The 19,632-nt window shown below is 61.1% G+C and carries 18 protein-coding genes; 13 read left to right on the top strand and 5 right to left on the bottom strand.

All coding sequences use genetic code 11. The features are described from left to right. Position 1: 1 nt before the first annotated feature. From tssK to CI15_RS36980, 3 genes are all read right to left on the bottom strand, one after another. Complete coding sequence (gene tssK, locus CI15_RS18745) at positions 2 to 1,357, bottom strand: type VI secretion system baseplate subunit TssK (protein WP_062129772.1); 1,356 nt, start codon at positions 1,355 to 1,357, stop codon at positions 2 to 4. 114 nt (positions 1,358 to 1,471) lie between these two features. After that, a complete protein-coding gene (locus tag CI15_RS18740) occupies positions 1,472 to 1,831 on the bottom strand; it encodes a hypothetical protein (RefSeq protein ID WP_062129771.1) in 360 nt (119 codons plus the stop codon). A gap of 444 nt (positions 1,832 to 2,275) precedes the next feature. After that, the gene (locus CI15_RS36980) at positions 2,276 to 2,443 is read right to left on the bottom strand and encodes a hypothetical protein (RefSeq protein ID WP_161950042.1); all 168 of its coding nucleotides are present in this window, start codon (positions 2,441 to 2,443) and stop codon (positions 2,276 to 2,278) included. Between the two features lie 210 nt (positions 2,444 to 2,653). On the opposite strand from CI15_RS36980, the gene tssB reads away from it, so the two are divergent. From tssB to CI15_RS18670, 13 genes are all read left to right on the top strand, one after another. Next, positions 2,654 to 3,214: a type VI secretion system contractile sheath small subunit gene (gene tssB / locus CI15_RS18730; protein ID WP_062129769.1), complete on the top strand. Its 561-nt coding sequence runs from the start codon at positions 2,654 to 2,656 to the stop codon at positions 3,212 to 3,214. A 23-nt stretch (positions 3,215 to 3,237) separates the two neighbouring features. After that, the gene (gene tssC / locus CI15_RS18725; RefSeq protein ID WP_062129768.1) at positions 3,238 to 4,716 is read left to right on the top strand and encodes a type VI secretion system contractile sheath large subunit; all 1,479 of its coding nucleotides are present in this window, start codon (positions 3,238 to 3,240) and stop codon (positions 4,714 to 4,716) included. Positions 4,717 to 4,810: 94 nt separating this feature from the next. Next, positions 4,811 to 5,317 (top strand): Hcp family type VI secretion system effector, encoded by a 507-nt coding sequence (locus CI15_RS18720; protein WP_062129767.1) that lies wholly within the window; start codon positions 4,811 to 4,813, stop codon positions 5,315 to 5,317. A gap of 17 nt (positions 5,318 to 5,334) precedes the next feature. Next, positions 5,335 to 5,796, top strand: a complete 462-nt coding sequence (gene tssE / locus CI15_RS18715) for a type VI secretion system baseplate subunit TssE (protein WP_062129766.1) — start codon at positions 5,335 to 5,337, stop codon at positions 5,794 to 5,796. Then, entirely contained in the window at positions 5,780 to 7,567 is a 1,788-nt protein-coding gene (tssF, locus tag CI15_RS18710) for a type VI secretion system baseplate subunit TssF (protein ID WP_062129765.1), read from the top strand. The genes tssE and tssF overlap by 17 nt, the downstream gene beginning before the upstream one ends. Next, positions 7,531 to 8,616 (top strand): type VI secretion system baseplate subunit TssG, encoded by a 1,086-nt coding sequence (gene tssG, locus CI15_RS18705; RefSeq protein ID WP_062129764.1) that lies wholly within the window; start codon positions 7,531 to 7,533, stop codon positions 8,614 to 8,616. Before tssF ends, tssG begins: the two co-directional genes overlap by 37 nt. Continuing rightward, positions 8,601 to 11,168, top strand: a complete 2,568-nt coding sequence (gene tssH, locus CI15_RS18700) for a type VI secretion system ATPase TssH (protein ID WP_206597774.1) — start codon at positions 8,601 to 8,603, stop codon at positions 11,166 to 11,168. The genes tssG and tssH overlap by 16 nt, the downstream gene beginning before the upstream one ends. 46 nt (positions 11,169 to 11,214) lie before the next feature. After that, positions 11,215 to 13,203 (top strand): type VI secretion system Vgr family protein, encoded by a 1,989-nt coding sequence (locus CI15_RS18695; RefSeq protein ID WP_062129763.1) that lies wholly within the window; start codon positions 11,215 to 11,217, stop codon positions 13,201 to 13,203. A gap of 7 nt (positions 13,204 to 13,210) precedes the next feature. Beyond that, positions 13,211 to 13,756, top strand: a complete 546-nt coding sequence (locus CI15_RS18690) for a toxin-antitoxin system YwqK family antitoxin (RefSeq protein ID WP_062129762.1) — start codon at positions 13,211 to 13,213, stop codon at positions 13,754 to 13,756. Between the two features lie 78 nt (positions 13,757 to 13,834). After that, entirely contained in the window at positions 13,835 to 14,230 is a 396-nt protein-coding gene (locus CI15_RS18685; protein WP_062129761.1) for a DUF4280 domain-containing protein, read from the top strand. A 27-nt stretch (positions 14,231 to 14,257) separates the two neighbouring features. After that, positions 14,258 to 15,292: a hypothetical protein gene (locus CI15_RS18680; protein ID WP_062129760.1), complete on the top strand. Its 1,035-nt coding sequence runs from the start codon at positions 14,258 to 14,260 to the stop codon at positions 15,290 to 15,292. Between the two features lie 58 nt (positions 15,293 to 15,350). Then, on the top strand, positions 15,351 to 16,568 hold the full coding sequence (locus CI15_RS18675) for a hypothetical protein (protein ID WP_062129759.1): 1,218 nt from the start codon (positions 15,351 to 15,353) through the stop codon (positions 16,566 to 16,568). Between the two features lie 343 nt (positions 16,569 to 16,911). Continuing rightward, positions 16,912 to 17,721, top strand: a complete 810-nt coding sequence (locus CI15_RS18670; protein WP_062129758.1) for a DUF5677 domain-containing protein — start codon at positions 16,912 to 16,914, stop codon at positions 17,719 to 17,721. A gap of 39 nt (positions 17,722 to 17,760) precedes the next feature. Here CI15_RS18670 and CI15_RS18665 read toward each other — a convergent pair whose 3' ends face one another. After that, positions 17,761 to 18,561: a hypothetical protein gene (locus CI15_RS18665; RefSeq protein WP_062129757.1), complete on the bottom strand. Its 801-nt coding sequence runs from the start codon at positions 18,559 to 18,561 to the stop codon at positions 17,761 to 17,763. A gap of 111 nt (positions 18,562 to 18,672) precedes the next feature. Then, complete coding sequence (locus CI15_RS36975) at positions 18,673 to 19,239, bottom strand: hypothetical protein (protein WP_161950041.1); 567 nt, start codon at positions 19,237 to 19,239, stop codon at positions 18,673 to 18,675. Positions 19,240 to 19,632 lie beyond the last annotated feature (393 nt).

Genomic DNA, 19,632 nt, shown 5'->3' with positions numbered 1-19,632 from the left:
CTCAGTTCGCCTGCCCAGCACCACTCGCCGCATCGTCTGTCGGCGTGAACAGCTGCACCGCCCAGGGCGCGGCGGTCTGCACCCCCGCGCGCGCCGCGATGTGCAGCGGTTGCGCACGATCGAACCATGCATTGTCGAGCGTGATCACGAACATCGCCGTATCGTCGCCGGTGCTGTAGGCAGCCCGTTGCTCTCGCGCGAGAGGCCGCCGCGCGAGCCCACGCATCCGTTGCCTTGTGAGCGTCGGGAGATACGGCCGCGATGCGATCACCGTTTGATCGAGCCATACGCTCGCATCGTGTTCGCCCGTGTCAGCGGGCATCCGCAAACCGACGATCAGTTCCTGCTGGGTGGACGTGCCGCTGTCGAACGGCGGCGCGATCCAGAATCCCCCCGCTTCTTCGGTGAACTGCCGCACCCGATATCCCTGACGGATCGTCGACAACAGATCGTCGATCCACTGCAGAAGCGGATCGAACGATGCCAGTAGCTCCATATAGTCGAATGGCGCGAACGTCGGCACGCCGTGTTCCGGCCGCAAGCTCGCGAGTGCCCCCGCCATTCCGGCGACGAGGCAATACAGATCGAGCGGATGCACCGCGCGCGACGCAAGGGCCGCCTCGACTTCAGGCAGGCGCATCCACAGCGCGGCAAGCTGGCGCTCGATATGCGCCACATCGTCCAGTTCCTCGGCACGCCGCGCAGCTTCGAGACGCCCTGACAGAAACACGCACTTTTCGCGCACTCGCAGCGCGATGCGCATCATACGTTGTCCCAACAATGAATCCGGCTTCACGAAAGGACACGGCGCAGCGTATTCGGTGATCGCCACGCCGCCGCCCTGCTGCCTCACCCGCATCAACGGCAAGCGGTCATATTCCTGATTGCCGAGGTTGGTCATCAGATGAAGCTTCGGTCGCCATGTCGTGATCGATGCGGGATCCTCGCCACCCGTCAGGTCAGGAACGTCGTCGCTTTGTTGCTGCTGGTACCGCCCGCCGCGCTGGTCGAGCTGGCCGCCACGATAAAGCGGCGCAACCGCCAGATAGACCGTAACCGTCTGCTCGGGCGCACTGAACGCTTGCCGCACATCGATCTGCAATACCGGATCGTCCGGCGTGTGGCGAATCGCGAGGCCATCGGCCAGAATCGCATCGAGCGCCGTGATCCGCACGAGCCCCTCCGCGAGCCCTGCCTGCTCCTGCTCGAGCGCGAGCACGCCCCAGTAGTGCGGACGCGAGGCGCTCGTCAGCAACGCCGCGTGACCCGCCGTATGCAGTGCCTGGGTCTGGAAATGCTGTGGCAGCAACGGCATGCCTTCGAACCAGCAGATCGCATCGGGAAATTGATTGCGCATGAATGGTGTGCGGCTAGTCGGATTGTCGTCGCACGATGGCGCGATGCGTGACCGCATGCGTGCAACCGTGGCCAAGGCGCCCGGATGGGCAGCGGGTGTCGAGTGTGCGGGGCTTCATTGCTTGCCTGGACCCGACCTGAGTTGCAAGTCCTGGTCTCCGAGCAACAGCACCGCATTCGCGGGACCTCCATCGAGTCGCACACGGTGCGCGCCAGGCGTCTGGTAGTCGGCGAACACCAGCACGCCGGCCGCGCGCTGGCCTTTGAATGCAAAGGGTGCGGCAGGAATCATCTGCCCGGGCACCACTTCGTACGAGACGACGTTGAGATCTTTCGGGTGGTCACGCCGCAACTGCTCCCGCTGCGCAAACCATTTTGCGGAAGGCAGGCCGAGCAGCATGTCGAGCAACTGCGCATTGCCCACGAGTACGGCGTCCACGGCAATCGGCGTATCGAGATTCGCCTGCGCCGTCACATTTATCTCGAGCGACGCGACGCTAACGCGTGGTGGCGACGACGAGCATCCAGCCACGCACAGCATCGCGAGTAAGGGCATGGAACGCCAAACGGCTACCGCGTCATGCCGGACGCCGGCAAGTCGTAACGCGCTGATCACCTCGTCGCTCCTATCGCTGTGTGTTCGGTTTCTTGCGATACGTTTTGTGGCCGCCGCTGGATTCGGCGTTATTCCTCTTTAGGAGCATTGCGCTGCCCCGACAGCTTCCGCCACGCCGCGCGTAGCATGCCAGTATTGCTATCCAGAAAGCATTGCCTTCGACTGAAATTCCCGTTCACGCGCGCCTTTTAACAAGACGCCGAAAAAATGATAAGGACCTCTGAAAACCGTTCAATCGCGCGTTGCCGGGTGCAACAGAAAATAAGTTTGAAATTCGTTGTGGACTATCGTAGAGTATTTTCGTCAGATCGTCATGTCGTCAACGGAATTTTTCAAGAGCATTTTTGAGTTTTTAAGCGGCGGCATTCCTGATGCGGAGTGCATGCCGTATTGGACGCAAGGGCACATGATGACCACGGCGTCCGGGATCGTATTGCCCAGAACATCCGTCATAGCGGTGTTGCGGGACACCTTTGCGTTTCCGTTCAGTTGAGTTGCGGCACGCCGTGTGTATTCGGGCAGCCGGAGTCAGCAATAATAAAATCAAACAACCGGTGACGCGAAAGGCTTAAAAGAATAAGAAAATAGCCAGAGAAAGCTGCATGAAAGAAATCGGTTTCACTTAAAACTCATCGCTTAATTCACGCTTCGAAAAGAAGAATTTTGCTGAGGTGACTGACCATGGCCGACAGTACGCAGCATTGGTTCGAAAGGAACCGACCACCCCGCGTCCAGATCACATACGACGTCGAAACGGGTAATGCGATCGAAAAACGGGAATTGCCTCTGGTCGTCGGCGTACTCGCCGATCTGTCCGGCAATCCCGAAACGCCATTACCGAAAATGACCGAACGCCGGTTCGTCGAGATCGACCGCGATAATTTCAACGACGTGATGAAATCGATCGGTCCACGCGTCGTGCTTCAGGTCGACAATACGCTTGCCAGAGACGGCAGCAAGGTCAATGTCGCACTCGAATTCGAGCACATCGACGATTTCGATCCGGTCCAGATCGTCCAGCAGATCGCGCCGCTCAAGCAGCTCTACGACGCGCGACTCAGGCTGCGCGACCTCCTGACGAAGCTCGACGGTAACGACGAGCTCGACAAGCTGCTCCAGGAAGTGGCGCACAACACGCAGGAGCTGGCCGAAATCAAATCGGCCCATCCGCAGGACGCTCCTGTCGCACAACTGCCGCCCCCGGACGGCGGTGAAGCCGCCCCCGGCACACCTGCCAACTAAGCCCCGCTTCCGAGGAGACGCTGATGTCGGACATACAATCCGCGGCCGCGGCCGCGCAGACGGAAACGATTACGCTTCTCGATCGTATCGTTCATGAAGGGCGCATGGCCCACGACGAAGAGCAGCAGCAGCACGCGCGCGAACTGCTCGCCGAGTTCGCGCTGCAGGTGCTCGACAAGAACATGACGGTGAGTCGCGACACCGTTGCGATGATCAACGATCACATCCGCAAGATCGACGAGCTGATCAGCGAGCAATTGAACGAGGTCCTGCATCACCCGGACCTGCAGGCACTCGAGTCGTCGTGGCGCGGCCTGCATTACCTCGTGAAGAACTCCGAGACGAGTACGCGGCTGAAACTGCGCCTGTTGAACACGTCGAAAAAGGATCTCCAGAACGATCTCGAGAAAGCCATCGACGTCGACACGAGCGCCCTTTTCAAGAAGATCTATGAAGAGGAATACGGCACATTTGGCGGCCACCCCTTCAGTCTGCTGATCGGCGACTATTATTTCACCCGTCAGACGCCCGACATCAGCCTGCTCGAAAAGCTCGCCTCGGTGGCAGCGGCAGCGCATGCGCCTTTCATCTCGGCCGCGCATCCGCAGCTATTCGACATGGGCAGCTTCACCGAGCTCGGGGTGCCGAGGGATCTGTCGAAGGTGTTCGAGACGATCGATATGGGCCGCTGGCGCGAATTCCGCAAGAGTGAAGATTCACGCTATGTCGCGCTCGTATTGCCGCACGTGCTGATGCGCCGCCCGTATCATCCAGACAGCAATCCCGTCGAAGGCATGAATTTCGTCGAGAGCGTCGACGGCACCGATCACTCGAAATATCTGTGGGGCAACGCGGCCTACGCGCTCGGCCAGCGCATCACCAATGCGTTTGCGCAGTACAGCTGGTGCGCGGCGATTCGCGGTGTGGAAGGAGGCGGCGCGGTCGAAAAGCTGCCCGACCACATTTTCCAGACGGCCGCGGGCGACAAGGCAATGAAGTGCCCGACCGAGATCGCGATCACCGATCGCCGTGAGAAGGAGCTCGATTCGCTCGGCTTCATCGCGCTGTGCCACAAGAAGAACGAAGGGCTTGCGGTGTTCTTCGGCGGACAGACGACCAACCGGCCGGTGAGCTACAACACCTCCGAGGCCACGGCCAACGCCCGGATTTCGGCGATGCTGCCCTATGTGCTCGCCGCGTCGCGCTTCGCCCATTACATCAAGGTCATCATGCGCGACCGGGTCGGCACCTTCATGACGCGCGATAACGTGCGCGCTCATCTGAATACGTGGATCGCCGACTATGTGCTCGTCAACGACAACGCACCGCAGGAAATCAAGGCGCAGTACCCGTTGCGCGAGGCGCGTATCGACGTGACCGAAGTCGCCGGCAAGCCCGGCGCTTACCGGGCGACGGTATTTCTGCGGCCGCATTTCCAGCTCGAGGAACTGACCGCCTCGATCCGGCTCGTGGCATCGCTACCACCGCCGGCGGCGGGCTGAACATCACCGGCCGCGTGCCGGCCTCAAGATCGCGATCTGACTGCGCGGCTTTTCGAAGCCGCGCAACTTTCTCACGGACGAGGAGCACCCATTCATGGATTCGATCATTCTCGACCTCGGCAGCGACATCAAGGGCGAATGCACGCTCGAGGGCTACACAGACAAGATCGAGTTGATGTCCTACAGCCATAACGTGGCCATGCAGGTCACCAACGACGTCAGCAATTCAGAGCGCACCTCCGGCAAGCCGCATGTCGGTGAGTTCACGGTGACGAAATTCGTCGATGTCGCTACGCCGACGCTGAACGAATACTGCTGCGGCGGCAAGGCGATCGCCAGCGCGACGGTCGTCGTGGGCCGCAACGCCGCCGAAAGCGACGGCAAGATCATGCCGTTCATCACCTACACGCTCAACAATGTCGTGCTGAGCAACGTCAGCGTCTCCGGTGGGGCGGGCGGCAAGCCGGTGGAGACACTGTCGCTGAACTTCACGAAGATCAAGTGGGAGCTGACGAGCCAGAAGGATGACGGCTCGAAGGAAGGCACGGCTGCTTCGACGTGGGATATGGCCGCTAACAAGGTCGTCAAGGCGGCCAGTTAGCGCTCGCGCCCGACGACATGCCGCCCTTCGCACCGATGCCGCTCTTCGAGCGGCTAGAAGACGATGCCCCCTTTCTCGCAAACGAAGTGCCGGTGCAGCGCACGCTGTCCGCCGATGCGCTGCGCGCATCGGTGCGCGACGAATTGCTGCGGCTCCTGAACACGCGGCGCGGCACTGCGAAAGTGCGCCGCTCGCCCGACGTGCTGCTGTACGGGCTCCCGGACTGGAGTGCGTACTCGGCCTCGCGCGCAGCCGATCGGGCCAGTCTGGAGCGTCACGTCGTCGAAGCGGTGCGTGCGTTCGAACCGCGCCTGCAACGACCGCGCGCGCAAGTCGAGCCCGATCCCGAGGTTCCGTGGCGACTGCGACTGACCATTACCGGCAGCCTGCGGACGGAATACGGCGAATGGCCCGTCACGTACGTCGCACAACTCGCGGATGGGCAGTCGATTGGACTAGTCGATGAACGACTCGCATGACGACCTGTTGCTCGACTACTACCAGCGCGAGCTCACCTATCTGCGGCGCGCAAGCGAGAGCTTTGCGGCCCGCTATCCGAAGATCGCCCACCGGCTCGAACTCGGCCCCGGAGAAAGCGCGGATCCCCACGTCGAGCGCCTCCTCGAGAGTTTCGCGGTCTTGACCGCGCGCATCCAGCGCACCCTCGACGACGAATACTCCGACCTGACCGACACCCTCCTCGAACAGTTCTATCCCTATGCATCGCGGCCCCTGCCGTCGATGACGATCGTGCAGTTCGAAGCCGACCCCACCCAAGGCAGTGTCGCGACCGGGTACAAGGTGCCGCGCAACACGCCGCTCTTGCACGTCACTTCAGCAGGTGAAACGATCCGCTGGCGGAGCGCCGCCGACGTGACGCTGTGGCCCGTCGCACTCACCGCGGCGCAGTTGCTGAACGCGGAGGAGGCGCAGGCCGTCACGGGAGAAGCATCGTTGCAGGCGGCGTTGCGTCTGTCGCTGTCCTGTACGGGCAAGCATAGGTTCGGGACGCTGCCGATCCAGCATCTGAGGGTGCGGCTTGCGGGCTCGCCCGTCACCGCGGCGGCGCTCTACGATCTGCTGGCCGCGCATAGCGCACACACCTGGTTGCAGGCCCCGAACGCAGCGGCGGCAACGCAGCCGGGGCGCCCCGAGCCGGTTGGCTTCGGCGACGCCGAAGCATTGTTGCCGCTCGAGGACGGCGCGCATCCCGCCTGCCGCCTGCTCGTCGAATACTTCGCGTTTCCCGAGAAATTCGCGTTCTTTGATCTGCCCTTCGCGCCGCCCGCTGACGCCGGCGACCAGCTCGACCTGCTGATCGGCTTTTCCAGGGCGCCGGGCGGCCGCGTCACGCTGCACACGCACGACTTCGAGCTGGGCTGCGCGCCGGCACTGAATCTTTTCGCGCGGACATCGGAGCCGCTGCGCCCCGACGGCACGCAACGAGAGATGCGCGTGAGCCCGGACGCGCACCGCGAGACCACCACCGAAATCTATGCGATACGCAGTGTACGCACCGTATCTGGCCGCGACGTAGTCGAAGTGCCCCCCTACTATGGTGCGCAGCACGGCGTCGAGTCGTCGCTCTACTGGCATGCCCGCCGCGTGGAGGGCATGCACGGGTCGCGCCCGGGCAGCGACATGATGCTCACGTTCGTCGACACCCGCTTCGATCCGGTGCATGCGCCGGAGCGCACGCTGACGGCCGAACTGCTCTGCACCAACCGCCACCTCGCCCATACGCTGGAGCCCGGCGCCCCGTTGTCGTTCGAAGAACCGGGGCCGGTCGCGAGCGTGCGCATTGCGCATCGTCCGACCCGGCAGATGTCCGCCCTGCTCGATGGCAGCTCGCGCTGGCGCCTCGTGTCGCAGCTGGTGCTGAACCACGCGTCGATCGTCGCTGGGCCGCAGGCGTTGCAGACACTTCGCGAGATGCTGGTGCTGCACGATCTCGGGACCAGCGCGGCGGCACGAAGACAGATCGGGGGGCTGACCGCGGTCACGAGCGAAGCCGTCGTTGCCCATGTCGGTGAAGATCAATGGCGCGGCTGGCGCAATGGGCTCCTCGTGCGGATCGAGCTCGACAACACCTGCTTCGCCGGCAACAGTCCCGTGATGTTCTCCGGTGTGCTGGCCCATTTCTTCACGCTCTATGCGAACGTCAACCGTTTCGTGCATACGGCGATCATGCGCGACGGCAAGGAGATTCATACATGGCGGCCGAGAGAGAGCAGCCCGCTCGTTCTGTAGCGCAGCGGCTGTTCGACGAGCCGTACGCCTTCGAATTCGTGCAGGCGGTGCGGATCCTCGAGCTGCTGAGGCCCGACTCCGTGCCGCTCGGCACCGGCCTCGACCCGCGCAGGGAGGCGCTCGCTCTCGCCGGCGCACTTTCGCCGGCCTTCCCGGTCAGCGCGATCGGCCCCCTGCGGCGTAGCCCGCCGCGCTCGCTCGCACTCCGTCTTGACGAGGCCGCGCCTCAGCCTCAGCTGCAGGTCAACGGGTTCGGGCTCGGCGGTCCCGACGGCCCACTGCCCGGCGCATACCAGGAATGGCTGCAGAACCGTTTGCGCAACAAGGACACCTCGGCGGCCGCCTTCCTCGATATGTTCCAGCATCGGCTGCTCGCGCTCCTCTATCGCGCACGGCGCAAGTATCGTGTCGCGGATCCGTTGCCGGGCGCGGCGCGAAGCCCGGCCGACGTGATCCTGCGTGGCATCACCGGCCTGCAGCTGGGTACGCGCCAGCCGGCGACGCCGGACGCCGATTCGCGCGCATTGCTTGCGCGCACTGGCCTGTTCGCCAACCAGCGCCGCTCGCTTGCCGCCTTCGACGTCCTCGCGTACCACCAGTTCCGCGTGCCGATGCGCACATCGCCATTCGCCGGCGGATGGCGCACGCTCAGCGAGGCGAATCGCACCCGCATCGGGCAGCGCGGCGTCAACTACCGGCTGGGCCAGGATGCGGTAGCGGGCAGCCGAATCTGGGACGAGCATCGCGGCATCCGGATCCACGTCGGTCCGCTTTCGCTCGGCCAATATGAGGCATTCCTGCCCGGGGGCCCGTGTCACGCGGAATTGAAGGCACTCGGCGCCGCGTACTTCGGCGCTGACCTCTATCAGCACGTTGAATTGAATCTGGCGCGCGGACAGCAGCCGCTCGCCCGGCTGTCGGCGAAGGCCCCGTTGCGGCTCAGCTGGACCGCATGGATCGGCCGAGGCGAAACGGCGCCCGCCCGCACCGCCCGCCTGCGCTTCACAGAAAGCGACTGCCGCGCAGGCGCATCATGGCCATCGACCTGAAGACACTGATCGGGAAGCTGGACCGCCCAGCACGCGCCGCCCTGGAGCGGGCCGCACAGCGCTGCCTGCGTCAGACTCACTTCGCTGTCGAGATCGAACATCTGCTGATCGAGCTGCTCGACATCCCGGGCGGCGATTTCGCGTGTGTGCTGCCGCACTTCGGCCTCGAACGGGATGCATTGATCGCCGAGATCAACGCCGCACTCGAGCACTTCAAGCGCGGCAACACACGCACGCCGTCATTTTCGACGCAACTCGTCCTGCTGCTGCATGACGCGCTCGTACAGTCGAGCATCGTGCTGCAGGAGCCCACCGTCGGCTCGGCATCCCTGCTGCTCGCCCTGCTCGAAAACGACGCAATCTGCGCGCAGCTGTCAACCAGCGTGCCAACCATCCTGCGCGTATCCAGCGCCGCGCTGCGCACGAATTACAGGGAATGGCTCGCGCCTTCCTCCGAGCGCGGCGGCGCGGTCGTGCACGCGCCGCTTTCTGCGAGCACCGGCGCGGAGCCGAACGCGGCCGCGATACTCGATCAGTACACCCAGGATCTGACCGGCGAGGCACGCGCAGGGCGTATCGATCCCATCATCGGACGCAATGCGGAGATCCGCCAGGTCATCGATATCCTGTTGCGGCGCCGGCAAAACAACCCCATCCTCGTCGGCGCGCCGGGTGTCGGCAAAACCGCGGTCGTCGAGGGCCTCGCGCTGCGCATCGCAGCGGCAGACGTGCCACCGCCGCTCGCCAACGTCACGCTGCGCGTGCTCGACCTTGCCCTGCTGCAGGCGGGGGCAGGCGTCAGGGGAGAATTCGAACAGCGCTTGAAGAGCGTGATCGACGAGGTCAAGCGTGCGGCGCCTCCGGTCATCCTCTTCATCGACGAAGCGCACACCATGATTGGCGCAGGCGGCGCCGAGGGCGGCAGCGACGCGGCGAACCTGCTCAAGCCGGCGCTCGCGCGCGGTGAGTTGCGCACGATTGCCGCCACGACCTGGCTCGAATACAAGAAGTACTTCGAAAAGGATCCGGCGCTCGCGAGACGTTTCCAGCTCGTGCAGATCGAGGAGCCGGACGAGCAGACGGCCGTCGTGATGCTGCGCGGCGTCGCGCAGAAGTTCGAGTCGCACCACGGCGTCGCGATTCTCGAAGCGGCGCTCGTCGATGCCGTCAAACTGTCGCATCGATACATTTCGGGCCGCCAGCTCCCGGACAAGGCGATCGCCGTGCTCGACACCGCTTGCGCACGGGTCGCGCTCGCGCAGCACGACACGCCCCCCCAGCTCGAGGCTGCACGGCATCGGGAACGGGCGTTGCATGATGAAGTGACGCGTTTGCGCCAGGAAATGGTGACGGGCGCGAACCACGTGGCGCGGCTCGCCGTGCTCGAAGACGAACAGGAGCGCAACACGGCGCTCGTACGCGAGCTCGATGCGCGCTGGCGGGAAGAATCCGCGGCGGTCCGCGAGATTCTGGATACGCGCGCGAAGCTGGTTGCCCTCGACAACGCGCTGCGCAGCCGGGCCGATGCTGCCGACGAATCCCAGCGCGAACAGCTCGAAGATCTTGCTGCCGAACTCGCGCGGCTGGAAAGCGGTCTCGAGGCGATTCGTGAAGACGACCCGATGGTGCCCCTCTCTGTCGACTCGAAGGCTGTCGCCGCCGTCATCTCGAGCTGGACCGGCATCCCGGTGGGCAAGATGCTCGCTGATGAAATGCACGCGATCCGCACGCTGAAAACGCGCCTCGCGCAACGCATCATTGGCCAGGACGCCGCTCTCGAGCGCATCACGAAGCGGATCCAGGCTTATCGCGCCGGACTCACCGACCCGCTGAAACCGGTCGGCGTGTTCCTGCTCGTCGGACCGACCGGCGTAGGCAAGACCGAGACGGCCTATGCGCTCGCCGACGCGCTCTATGGCGGCGAGCGCAACCTGATTACGATCAACCTGTCCGAGTACCAGGAAGCCCACACCGTCTCGCAGTTGAAGGGCGCACCGCCCGGCTACGTCGGTTATGGTGTGGGCGGCATGCTGACCGAAGCGGTACGCCGCCGTCCCTACAGCGTCGTCCTGCTCGACGAGATCGAGAAGGCGCATCCCGATGTGCTCGAAGCGTTCTACAACGTATTCGACAAAGGCATGATGGAAGACGGCACGGGCCTCACCGTCGACTTCCGCAATACCGTGATTCTCGCCACCAGCAACGTGGGCGCCGAATTGTTGCTCAATACGCCGGCCGCGACGCTCATGACCGATGCGTTCGCGAGGAAGTTGCGCGAGGTGCTCCTCGGCGCCTTCCGGCCGGCCTTTCTCGCACGCATGACCGCGGTGCCCTATCAGGCGCTCGACGACGCCGTGCTGCACGGCATCATCGGCATGAAGCTCGAGCAATTGAGAACGCGCTACCGCGAATCGACCGGCAAGCAGTTCGCCTTCGACGCGGCCATCGTCGACGCGGTACTGGCCCGCTGCCGCAGCGCGGGCGCACGGGAAATCGACAACGTACTGATGAACGAACTGGTCGGCACGCTCGCGCAGTGGGCGCTCGAATGAGCGCGCCACGGGCAGTCGCCCCTCTTTCCGCTACCTCATCCCGCCTATGTCCCGCCCGACACCGACCGCCGATTCGACGCGCATCACCCTCGCCAACGCCCCCTTCGATGCGCTCTTTCCGTCCAGTTTCACGGGCCGCGAGGCACTCAACGCGACCGCGGAGTTCCGCGTGCGCGCCATCGGCGCGGCACCGCCCGTCGCCCTGTCCGGCATGACCGGCCAGCACGCGACACTGTCGCTCGTGTGGGGCGAGACGCCTCGCGTCATCGACGCGGTGTGCACGCGGGCCGCCCTGCTTCCAGGGACCGTCGATGCCAGCCACTATTCGCTGGAATTGCGCTCATGGTTGTGGCTCCTCACACTCGCGACAAACAACCGGGTCTTCCAGGGCAAGACGACCCAGCAAATCATCGAGGCGGTGTTCAAAGGACACAACGCCATCGATTACTCGTTTTCGCTGACCGGCAACGACGAGGCCCGTGACTGGTGCGTGCAATACGCCGAGACCGACTTCTCGTTCGTGAGCCGCCTGTGCGAGGAAGAAGGCTGGTTCTATTTCTTCAAGCACGAGAGCGGCAAGCACACGCTCGTCATCGCCGACAGCAACGACGCGTTCGAGCCGCTCCCGGGCTCGGCCACGCTGGCCTACACCCCGGGTACGAGCGGCCTCGTCGAGACAGGCCAGATTCTCTACTGCGAAATCGTCGAACAAACCGCCACAGGCGTCCTTGCGCATTCCGACTACGCGTTTCTGACGCCTGCCTCGCAGCTCTATTCCCAGGCTCAGGCCGATCCTGACGCGCCGACGGTCTATGAGTATCCCGGCCGCTACGACACCAGCGCGGCCGCATCGGCGATCACCAAACGCCGTATCGATGCGCTGCGAACCGTCACACGGCGATTGATCGGAGAGAGCGATTGCCGCGCGCTGATGCCGGGATACAAATTCACGCTAACCGGACACGACTCGGAAGACGCCAACATTTCATGGGTCGTGGCGAGTGTCGTGCACGATGCCGATCATCACCGCTACGGCAACCGCTTCGAAGCGTTCCCCGCCAGCACGACATGGCGCCCGGAACGCGTGACCCGCCGGCCCCTCATGTCCACGCAGACCGCCACCGTGGTGGGCAAGGACGGTGAGGAACTGTGGACCGACCAGTACGGGCGCGTGAAAGTCCAGTTTCACTGGGACCGCGATGGAAAGAACGACGAACAAAGCTCGTGCTGGATTCGCGTCGCGCAACCGTGGGCCAGCAAACGCTTCGGCATGCAGTTCATGCCGCGGATCGGTGACGAAGTCGTGGTGACGTTCGTCGACGGTGATCCGGACCGTCCCCTCATTACGGGCAGCGTGTACAACGGCGCGAATCTTCCGACGTACACGCTGCCGGACAATCAGACGCAGTCGGGCATCAAGACGAATACCCCCAAAGGCGGCAACGGATTCAACGAATTGCGCTTCGAAGACAAACAGGATAGCGAAGAGGTTTTCCTCAAGGCGCAAAAGGATCTGAACGTGAACGTTCTGCATGACGCGGCATGGACCATCGATCACGACGAAACCAGCACCATCAAGAATGCCCGTACGCACACGGTCAAGGAAGGCGATGACACGCTCGTGGTCGAACAAGGCAATCGAAGCGCCACGCTGAAGACCGGCAATGAGACGATCGACATAAAAGGCACCCGCACGGTGAAAGCGGGCGGCGATGAAACACGCACAGTCGGCGGTGATCTCGCGCAAACGGTTACCGGCAATATGACGCTGAGCGTCGACGGCAACCTGACGATCAAGGTCACCGGCACACTCACGCTGCAAAGCTCGGGTGACCTCACTGCGAAAAGCGACGCCTCGATGACTCACAAGGCAGCGATATCGCTGACCAATCAGGCCGGAACGTCGCTCACCAACAAGTCGGACGGCACGCTGTCGAACGAGGGGCAAAGCGTGACCAACAAGGGGGCCGTCGAGCAGACGGTGGATGGCGGCGGCCTGTTGACCGTCAAGGGCGGCATCGTGAAGATCAACTGAGCGCGCCATGGAACGCATGCAAACCGTCACGGTCGAGCGCGGCGACTCCCGCATCGAAGGCACGACGCTCGACGGCGCATTGCACGGCCCCGTGCGCATCGAGGCAGACGGACGGATCCTGGCCATTCTGCGGTACGCCAACGGGATACTGAAAGGTCCCGCGACCTACTTTTACCCGGACGGCACCCCTTCCGCGCAGGTACAGCATGCGAATGGGAAACTCGACGGCAAAGCGAGTTTCTATTACCCCGACGGCCAGATCCAGCGCGAGGCGCACTACGCGGGCGGCGTGCTGCACGGCGTATCGCGCACCTGGCTGCCGGATGGCACGCTGCTCGAAGAAGCGACTTACCGAAACGGCAAATTGCACGGCCTGCTGCAGCGCTTCCATCCCAATGGACGTGTGGCCTCGAGGCAGCCGTTCAGCGAAGGAAACCCGCTCGAAGACGCGAAACGCTACACCGTCGATAGTCGTCCCGTTGCGGCGAACGGCAAGCCCTTGCCGCGCTGGAAACAATGGTGGCAATCGAGGACCGACCCGTCGTCGGCTTGAGTCGTCGGCTTGAGTCGTCAACGCCATCGCGTTGATCGGCGAATGGATTGATCGAACCAACATGTCAGGAGCCGAACCATGAGCATCCCCCAGGTCTGCGCCGGCGCTACGCTGCAATGTTCGTTTGGTGGTGCACCCGGCGTGCTGAACGTTTTGCCTGCCAACCGTGTTCTGGCAGGCGGTGCGCCCGCGGCGACGCTCGCCGACTCAGCGCCTGTCGTCAACATTGCGCCGTTCGCGCTCTGTCAGAGCCCGTCGAATCCAGTCGTGATTGCCGCCACCGCAGCGAAGCTTGGGGTCTTTACTCCGATGCCTTGCGTGCCCGCGACTCCGGCGCCATGGATTCCCGGCGGCGCGCCGACTGTGCTGATCGGTGCCGCGCCGGCGCTTGACGCTCAGTCGACGCTGACCTGCCTATGGGGCGGCGTCATCAAGGTCGTCCAGCCTGGTCAGGTGTCCGTGCTCATTCCCTAGTTTGTCCAATCGGATCCGGAGCCTGCGATGAACGTCGAACACCTCCACATCATCACGATGAATACCGACGACATGGTGCGCAAAAGTGCCCTGGGATTCCTGTACAAATATATGATGCGCGCGGACATCAAATCGATCACGCTCGTGCACCTGGAAGGCGCGACTGGCGAGCACGTCTTCTTGAACCATTTCACCAGACATGCAGACGGTATTCGTTGGGTTGACCAGCCTACCGGCAAATGGCGGGACTCCGACAAGGAATTCGACGCTTCAGTCCATCCAGAGCATGCCGTCGAACTCGAAAAACTGATCGTTCAGCGAGTCCAGGCCGAAAAAAGGGCTGTGGAAGAGCAGAAGCCGACCTATCAAAGGAACCATAAGAATGGCGCCATCGTCGTGGTTCATGGCACGACCACCGACATCAACGGGATTCAGCCTGAGCTGCTCGCCAAGGTCTTCGTCAAGCTCATCAATGACAAGGTATTCCCGATATTCGACAAGATAGTTTTCAATGCTTGCCGCATCGGAAAGACGCTGACCCAGAAGACTCAGGTAGAAGGTCGGCTGGCGTACTGGGACTATACGACCAGGAAGGGGCAAAAGAGAACGCGCGATAAACCGGCCGTGCAGCCTTCTCACGTTTTCACATTCAATCCGCAGACGACAAAGGAGTATGAGGCGCCTTTTGCCACGCCTGAAGACTTGATCCCGGTGGAAAATGATCTGTTGGTCACGCAAATCACGATCGATATGGGGTTCTACAACTGCGTGTATCGCTTCCTGAATGTCTACGGAAAACTGTGCGGCAACGATCAGGTCATGGTTGCAGGCTACGACGATGCGTTGACTGCCGCGCACCCGCAGAAAGGCACCCGAGTCCCGGAATATTCAGCACTGGAAAACAGCGGGCGAAAATATCTGCTGGAACCGTCGAGCAGCGTGCCACAGTCCTGGATGACGCCTCAGCACAAGGTTGCCTACATGTTCACGAGGAATGCGGATGGCTCGATCATCTCGGAACTTAAACCCGGTGGGTGGAGTGACAAAGCAGTCAGACAGTGAGCAACGATGACGCGCTCAACCGCACGGCACGCATGATCCTGGAACATGGAGGAACGAGATGTTCTTCGACCAGCAGATGATTGACGACCAGGCCGGCTATCCGGCTCTGCAACGGGCCATGCAACGGGTCAATGAGCTCGTTCAATGGTTGGCGAATGGCAGATGGCTCACGCAACAGGACGCTTTTATCAAGGAGCAGGCACTCGCCCTGCTTCTCGCCGACCCCGCGCAATTTCTCAATGTGCTTCGCCTGGTATCGCTGACGCCGAGGCGTTTATTGCCTGACGCCCGCAACGTACCATCCTGTATCCAGTATCTGAGCACGGCCTTTGAAACGCAGCGCATCGATTTGAAGCAGGAGCTTCCTGAGCGCCCATCGAACATCGGAAAAGTAGACATCAATCGGTACAGCGGATACCCGGATCAGATCTACGCCAATCTCACCAGTTCGAAAGCCACCGCCCGAGCGCACGGCATCGAGACCATCAGAGGTTCCGACAAAATATACTCCACCCAGCAAAGCCTCATCTTCGCCCCGATCATTCTAAGGAACCGCCTCGCGCTTCAGAATCTTGTGCAAATGACTTCTTCCTGCACTGCAGTATTCGGTCTGGAACGGGGAGGTGCGCTCTGGAGCGATTACATTGGGCTGATGACCCGAGGCCAAACCGGCAGCATCAAGCTTCCCAAACCGCCGAAAAATCCGACCCGCGTTTTTGTCGAGAACATCGAAAAATATGTCACGGCATGGCAAGCATCGAATACGACGAATCCCCAGGCACGACTGACGATAGGCATTGCGGAAACCATGGTCAGCGGCGGCTCGGCGAACCGTGTTCTCAAGGCTGCGAGGACGATTGCAAACGCGCATTCCAATGTCAATCTGAAATTGCTTTTCGCTCGCCATACTCATCATCGCAGCGGGGATGAATTGACCGACTTTTTCAGCCTGAAGGTGAAGCAAAGTCGAAAGCTATCGCTTTTCCGTGATGCAGAGGACGAAGTGCTGTCGCTACCCGGAATCAGGAGGGATGGCGGCGACGTGGAGATGTTTATCGCCAATGCGCAATACCTGCTCGGCGAAGATATCGATTACCAATTGACCTACAACGGGCAGTCCGCCGATAAACCATTGGTTATCTTCGACAAGGTTCGAGATCAAATAAAGGCAGTATGCATCAGCCCTAGTGGCGGCCACACGGCTCGCGAAATGCTGATTCGGCTGGTATTGGGCTGCTATGACGAAACGCTCGCGGAGTTCGGGATTCGGCTGTAATGGCATCCCTTTCACTGGCGCTTGCAGGCGATAGATGGGGAATGCAAAAACAAAAAGACGCCGCGCAAGGCGCGGCGTTTGCTGGGTTCTCCGATAGTCGCCGATAGCGGACGACTAACGGTGAATCACTCCCACTCCCTCATCAATGAGCCTTGTAACAAGGCTGATTTTAATGAATTTTACGTGGACCACTTTTTCCGATGCCACGCAAAATACCATGATGGCAGATTGCCGGTTGTTGCCTGCCGCTGCCAGTCATCTCTAGAGTCATACAGCCCATCTTAGCGTCAACGCACTGCGGCAAACTTGCCCGATGCCCGACCGGCGATCAAGGGGAACTTAGATGGCGAACGGCTTCAATGATGTGGGCTTTCTTGGCGATGATCTTGATGGATGGCGGGAAACTGTTCGCGCCGAGTTCCCGGAATCCTTCGCCATTGCAGACCGAATGAATCGCATGGGAATGAGGATGATCCATGAGTTCCCGGATGGCGAGTTGCCAGAGGCACGAGTCCTTGCAATCGCAGCCTTCTACCGGGCGCTACAGTCGTTCCAGTCCGTAATCCTCCTTGCTGAACGTGGCGCACTGGCCGAAGCTCGCGCCCTCGCCCGCCTATGCTGCGAAGCTGTGATCGTGACGGGTGGACTGTTGAAGGTCGAAGGAACGCTCGAAAAACTGTATGAGGACCATGCGAAGCATTGCTTGTCCTTAGCCAACTCGATAATCGAGATGAACCGCGCCGCGCAGACTGGCAGAGACTTGACGCAGTTTGAGCAGGAGGTAGCGCGGGTAAAGACAGAGTATCCGCAAGAGCGTGGGCCACAGTCGATCAAGTGGGCGCCATTGGCCGTCCAATCTGGCCTGAACAATCTTTACGAGCTATCGTACCGTTTCCCGTCCGGCGACGGCGCGCATGTGACGCTCGGTGCGCTTCATAGACACTTCGACAAGGACGAACAGGAAGACTTTGTCGGGATAATCTTCCATCCCGACAAGTCAGATTTGCGCGATACCTTGCTTGCCGCAAATGCTGCACTCATCCACCTGCTTGGCCTCGCCCAAGAGTTCATGGGCCTGAACCACTACGAGGCAGAGATGCACGACCTTCTGCTGCAATGGGCAGTTAGCCGTGAGGAACTTGGGCTTCAGTAGCGAACAAGTCGGCTGACTCGCCGCGACGGGGCTGGTTCTTTAGGAAGCACGACCCTTCTTATATTCGGCCAATATCTTGCTCGCAGGGCTCGTCGGCTTTGTCCCGGTGTGCCCTTCGAAGTCCGCAAGAAATGCGCGAAGCGGAGCCTCTAAGTACGCGACGCCTTGCTTGCGCACGACGAAGATCGTGACCATTATCAACCGGTGAATGTAGCCGACCAATTGGGCTCGCCATTCCTCAATTCGCGGCGTACCTAGCATTCCAGACATATGAAAACGCGGCGGGTTTCCACCGAATAGCTCCATGATGTGTGGGTATGCACCGTGTACATAGCCAGAGAACGCCTGCTGCACCGTGCGAAGAAGTTCCTGCGCATCTGATGGGTTCAGTTCACCACCGGCCAGCTTGCCAAAGGTTGCATGAATCTTTTTTGCCGGAACAGTATCTCGTTTTTGAGGCGAGCGAAGTGGATCATCGGGGCGCTCGAACTCCTCTTGATAGAAATTTTCCAAGAATTTGACTTGGTCATCGCTGTAGCCGTCCTTCCCCTGCGGGACCAGCAAAAATAAAATCTCGTTACAAAAATCATCGGCCATCCGACAGAGCGCACCGACCTCCTGTGTGTAGCCGTGACGCAGCAGTAGCACGCATGCGCGAAGCGTCGAGATGGTCTTGATGCCTTTCAAGTAGCAGGCCAGAGCATCAGTGAGAGCCACATGTCGAAACTGGTGATGGGGGCCAAGGTCACGATAAAGCACAGCGCCCGCAGATGGCTGCATCTCGGCATAGAACTGCTCAAGACTACCGAGAGTCTGATCTAGGAAATCTTCGATTGGCATCTTGCAACCCAGCGTTGGTTCGACCGCGCCTGCGGCATGCGGATCGTTAAGGCCGGATGCCGCGCTAACTGAAAATTTAGATTCTTTTCAGGGCGATCCGTATCTTAACCCTCAGCCCCCGCTGAGAAGATTCCATGCTGTTGCTGCCACAAGCGGAACTTGGGCGTTTCCAAGCCTCTCAGTTCGGTCCACCCGATCGGGAATCCCATCATCCACTCGATGTATCTTGGATTCGGCCTCATCCCAAGGATCGGCTTTCCAAGGATTTTCGTTGTGATGCAATCGTTTCTCAATTTCCCTTCTGTTGGATTCGCAAAACCCCTGCTGACCCTTGGGGTGGGCAACAATCCAAATTCGATTCCTGAGGTGATTAGCGCCAAGGGCGGCCGCTGGTATATCGCCCCATTGAACATCGAACCCCAACGCGGCAAGATTTCGGGCCTCTATTTCGTGGCACGCGACGATGCCACTCGCCGATTTCGATACCACGATTCCGATGTGTTGTTTTTTGGGCTCAAACCCTTGCTGAGTATGGCTCAGGCGGATTTCGATACCGCGCAAAACCGGATCATCAATGGATGGCACCGGTGCGCTTTCTAACGACGCCAAAATTGATACCTTCTGTAGTGCCACGAATAAAAAGTGCTTGACCGTGCTTTTCGGCAGTTTTACCGCCACCAAAGGCCACTCGCGTGACCTACCTGATGATGTGAAAAAGCCCGCGAAATCGCGGGCTTATGTGGGTTTAATGCCTGTATCTGCTTGGCTTTGCTAGATTTTGCACCACAATGGTGCCCGCTCCCACTCGATCGTCAATTGCTGACTGGGACCCTTGTGAGACGGCCACTACGTCGAGTCGGATAGCGAAGATACCGTCAGCGATACCGACAAATTCAATCAGCAGTTATCAGCTCTGGCCAGACTGCGTCGGAGCATCGACTTGCTCTCCTGTTAGAACTCTCTCGAACATCGAGCATCTGAATACGACTTCTGCACGGATACCGTCATCGATACCGTGCGGACGCCTGACGCCGCAAATGACAGCTTTCGGCTGCCGCTGGCGCGACCATC

The sequence above is a fragment of the Paraburkholderia monticola genome (assembly GCF_001580545.1).
In the GTDB taxonomy this organism is placed as follows: Bacteria; Pseudomonadota; Gammaproteobacteria; order Burkholderiales; family Burkholderiaceae; genus Paraburkholderia; species Paraburkholderia monticola.
Note: the sequence above shows the minus strand (reverse complement) of the source record. Positions and strands in the feature narration are given on the sequence as shown.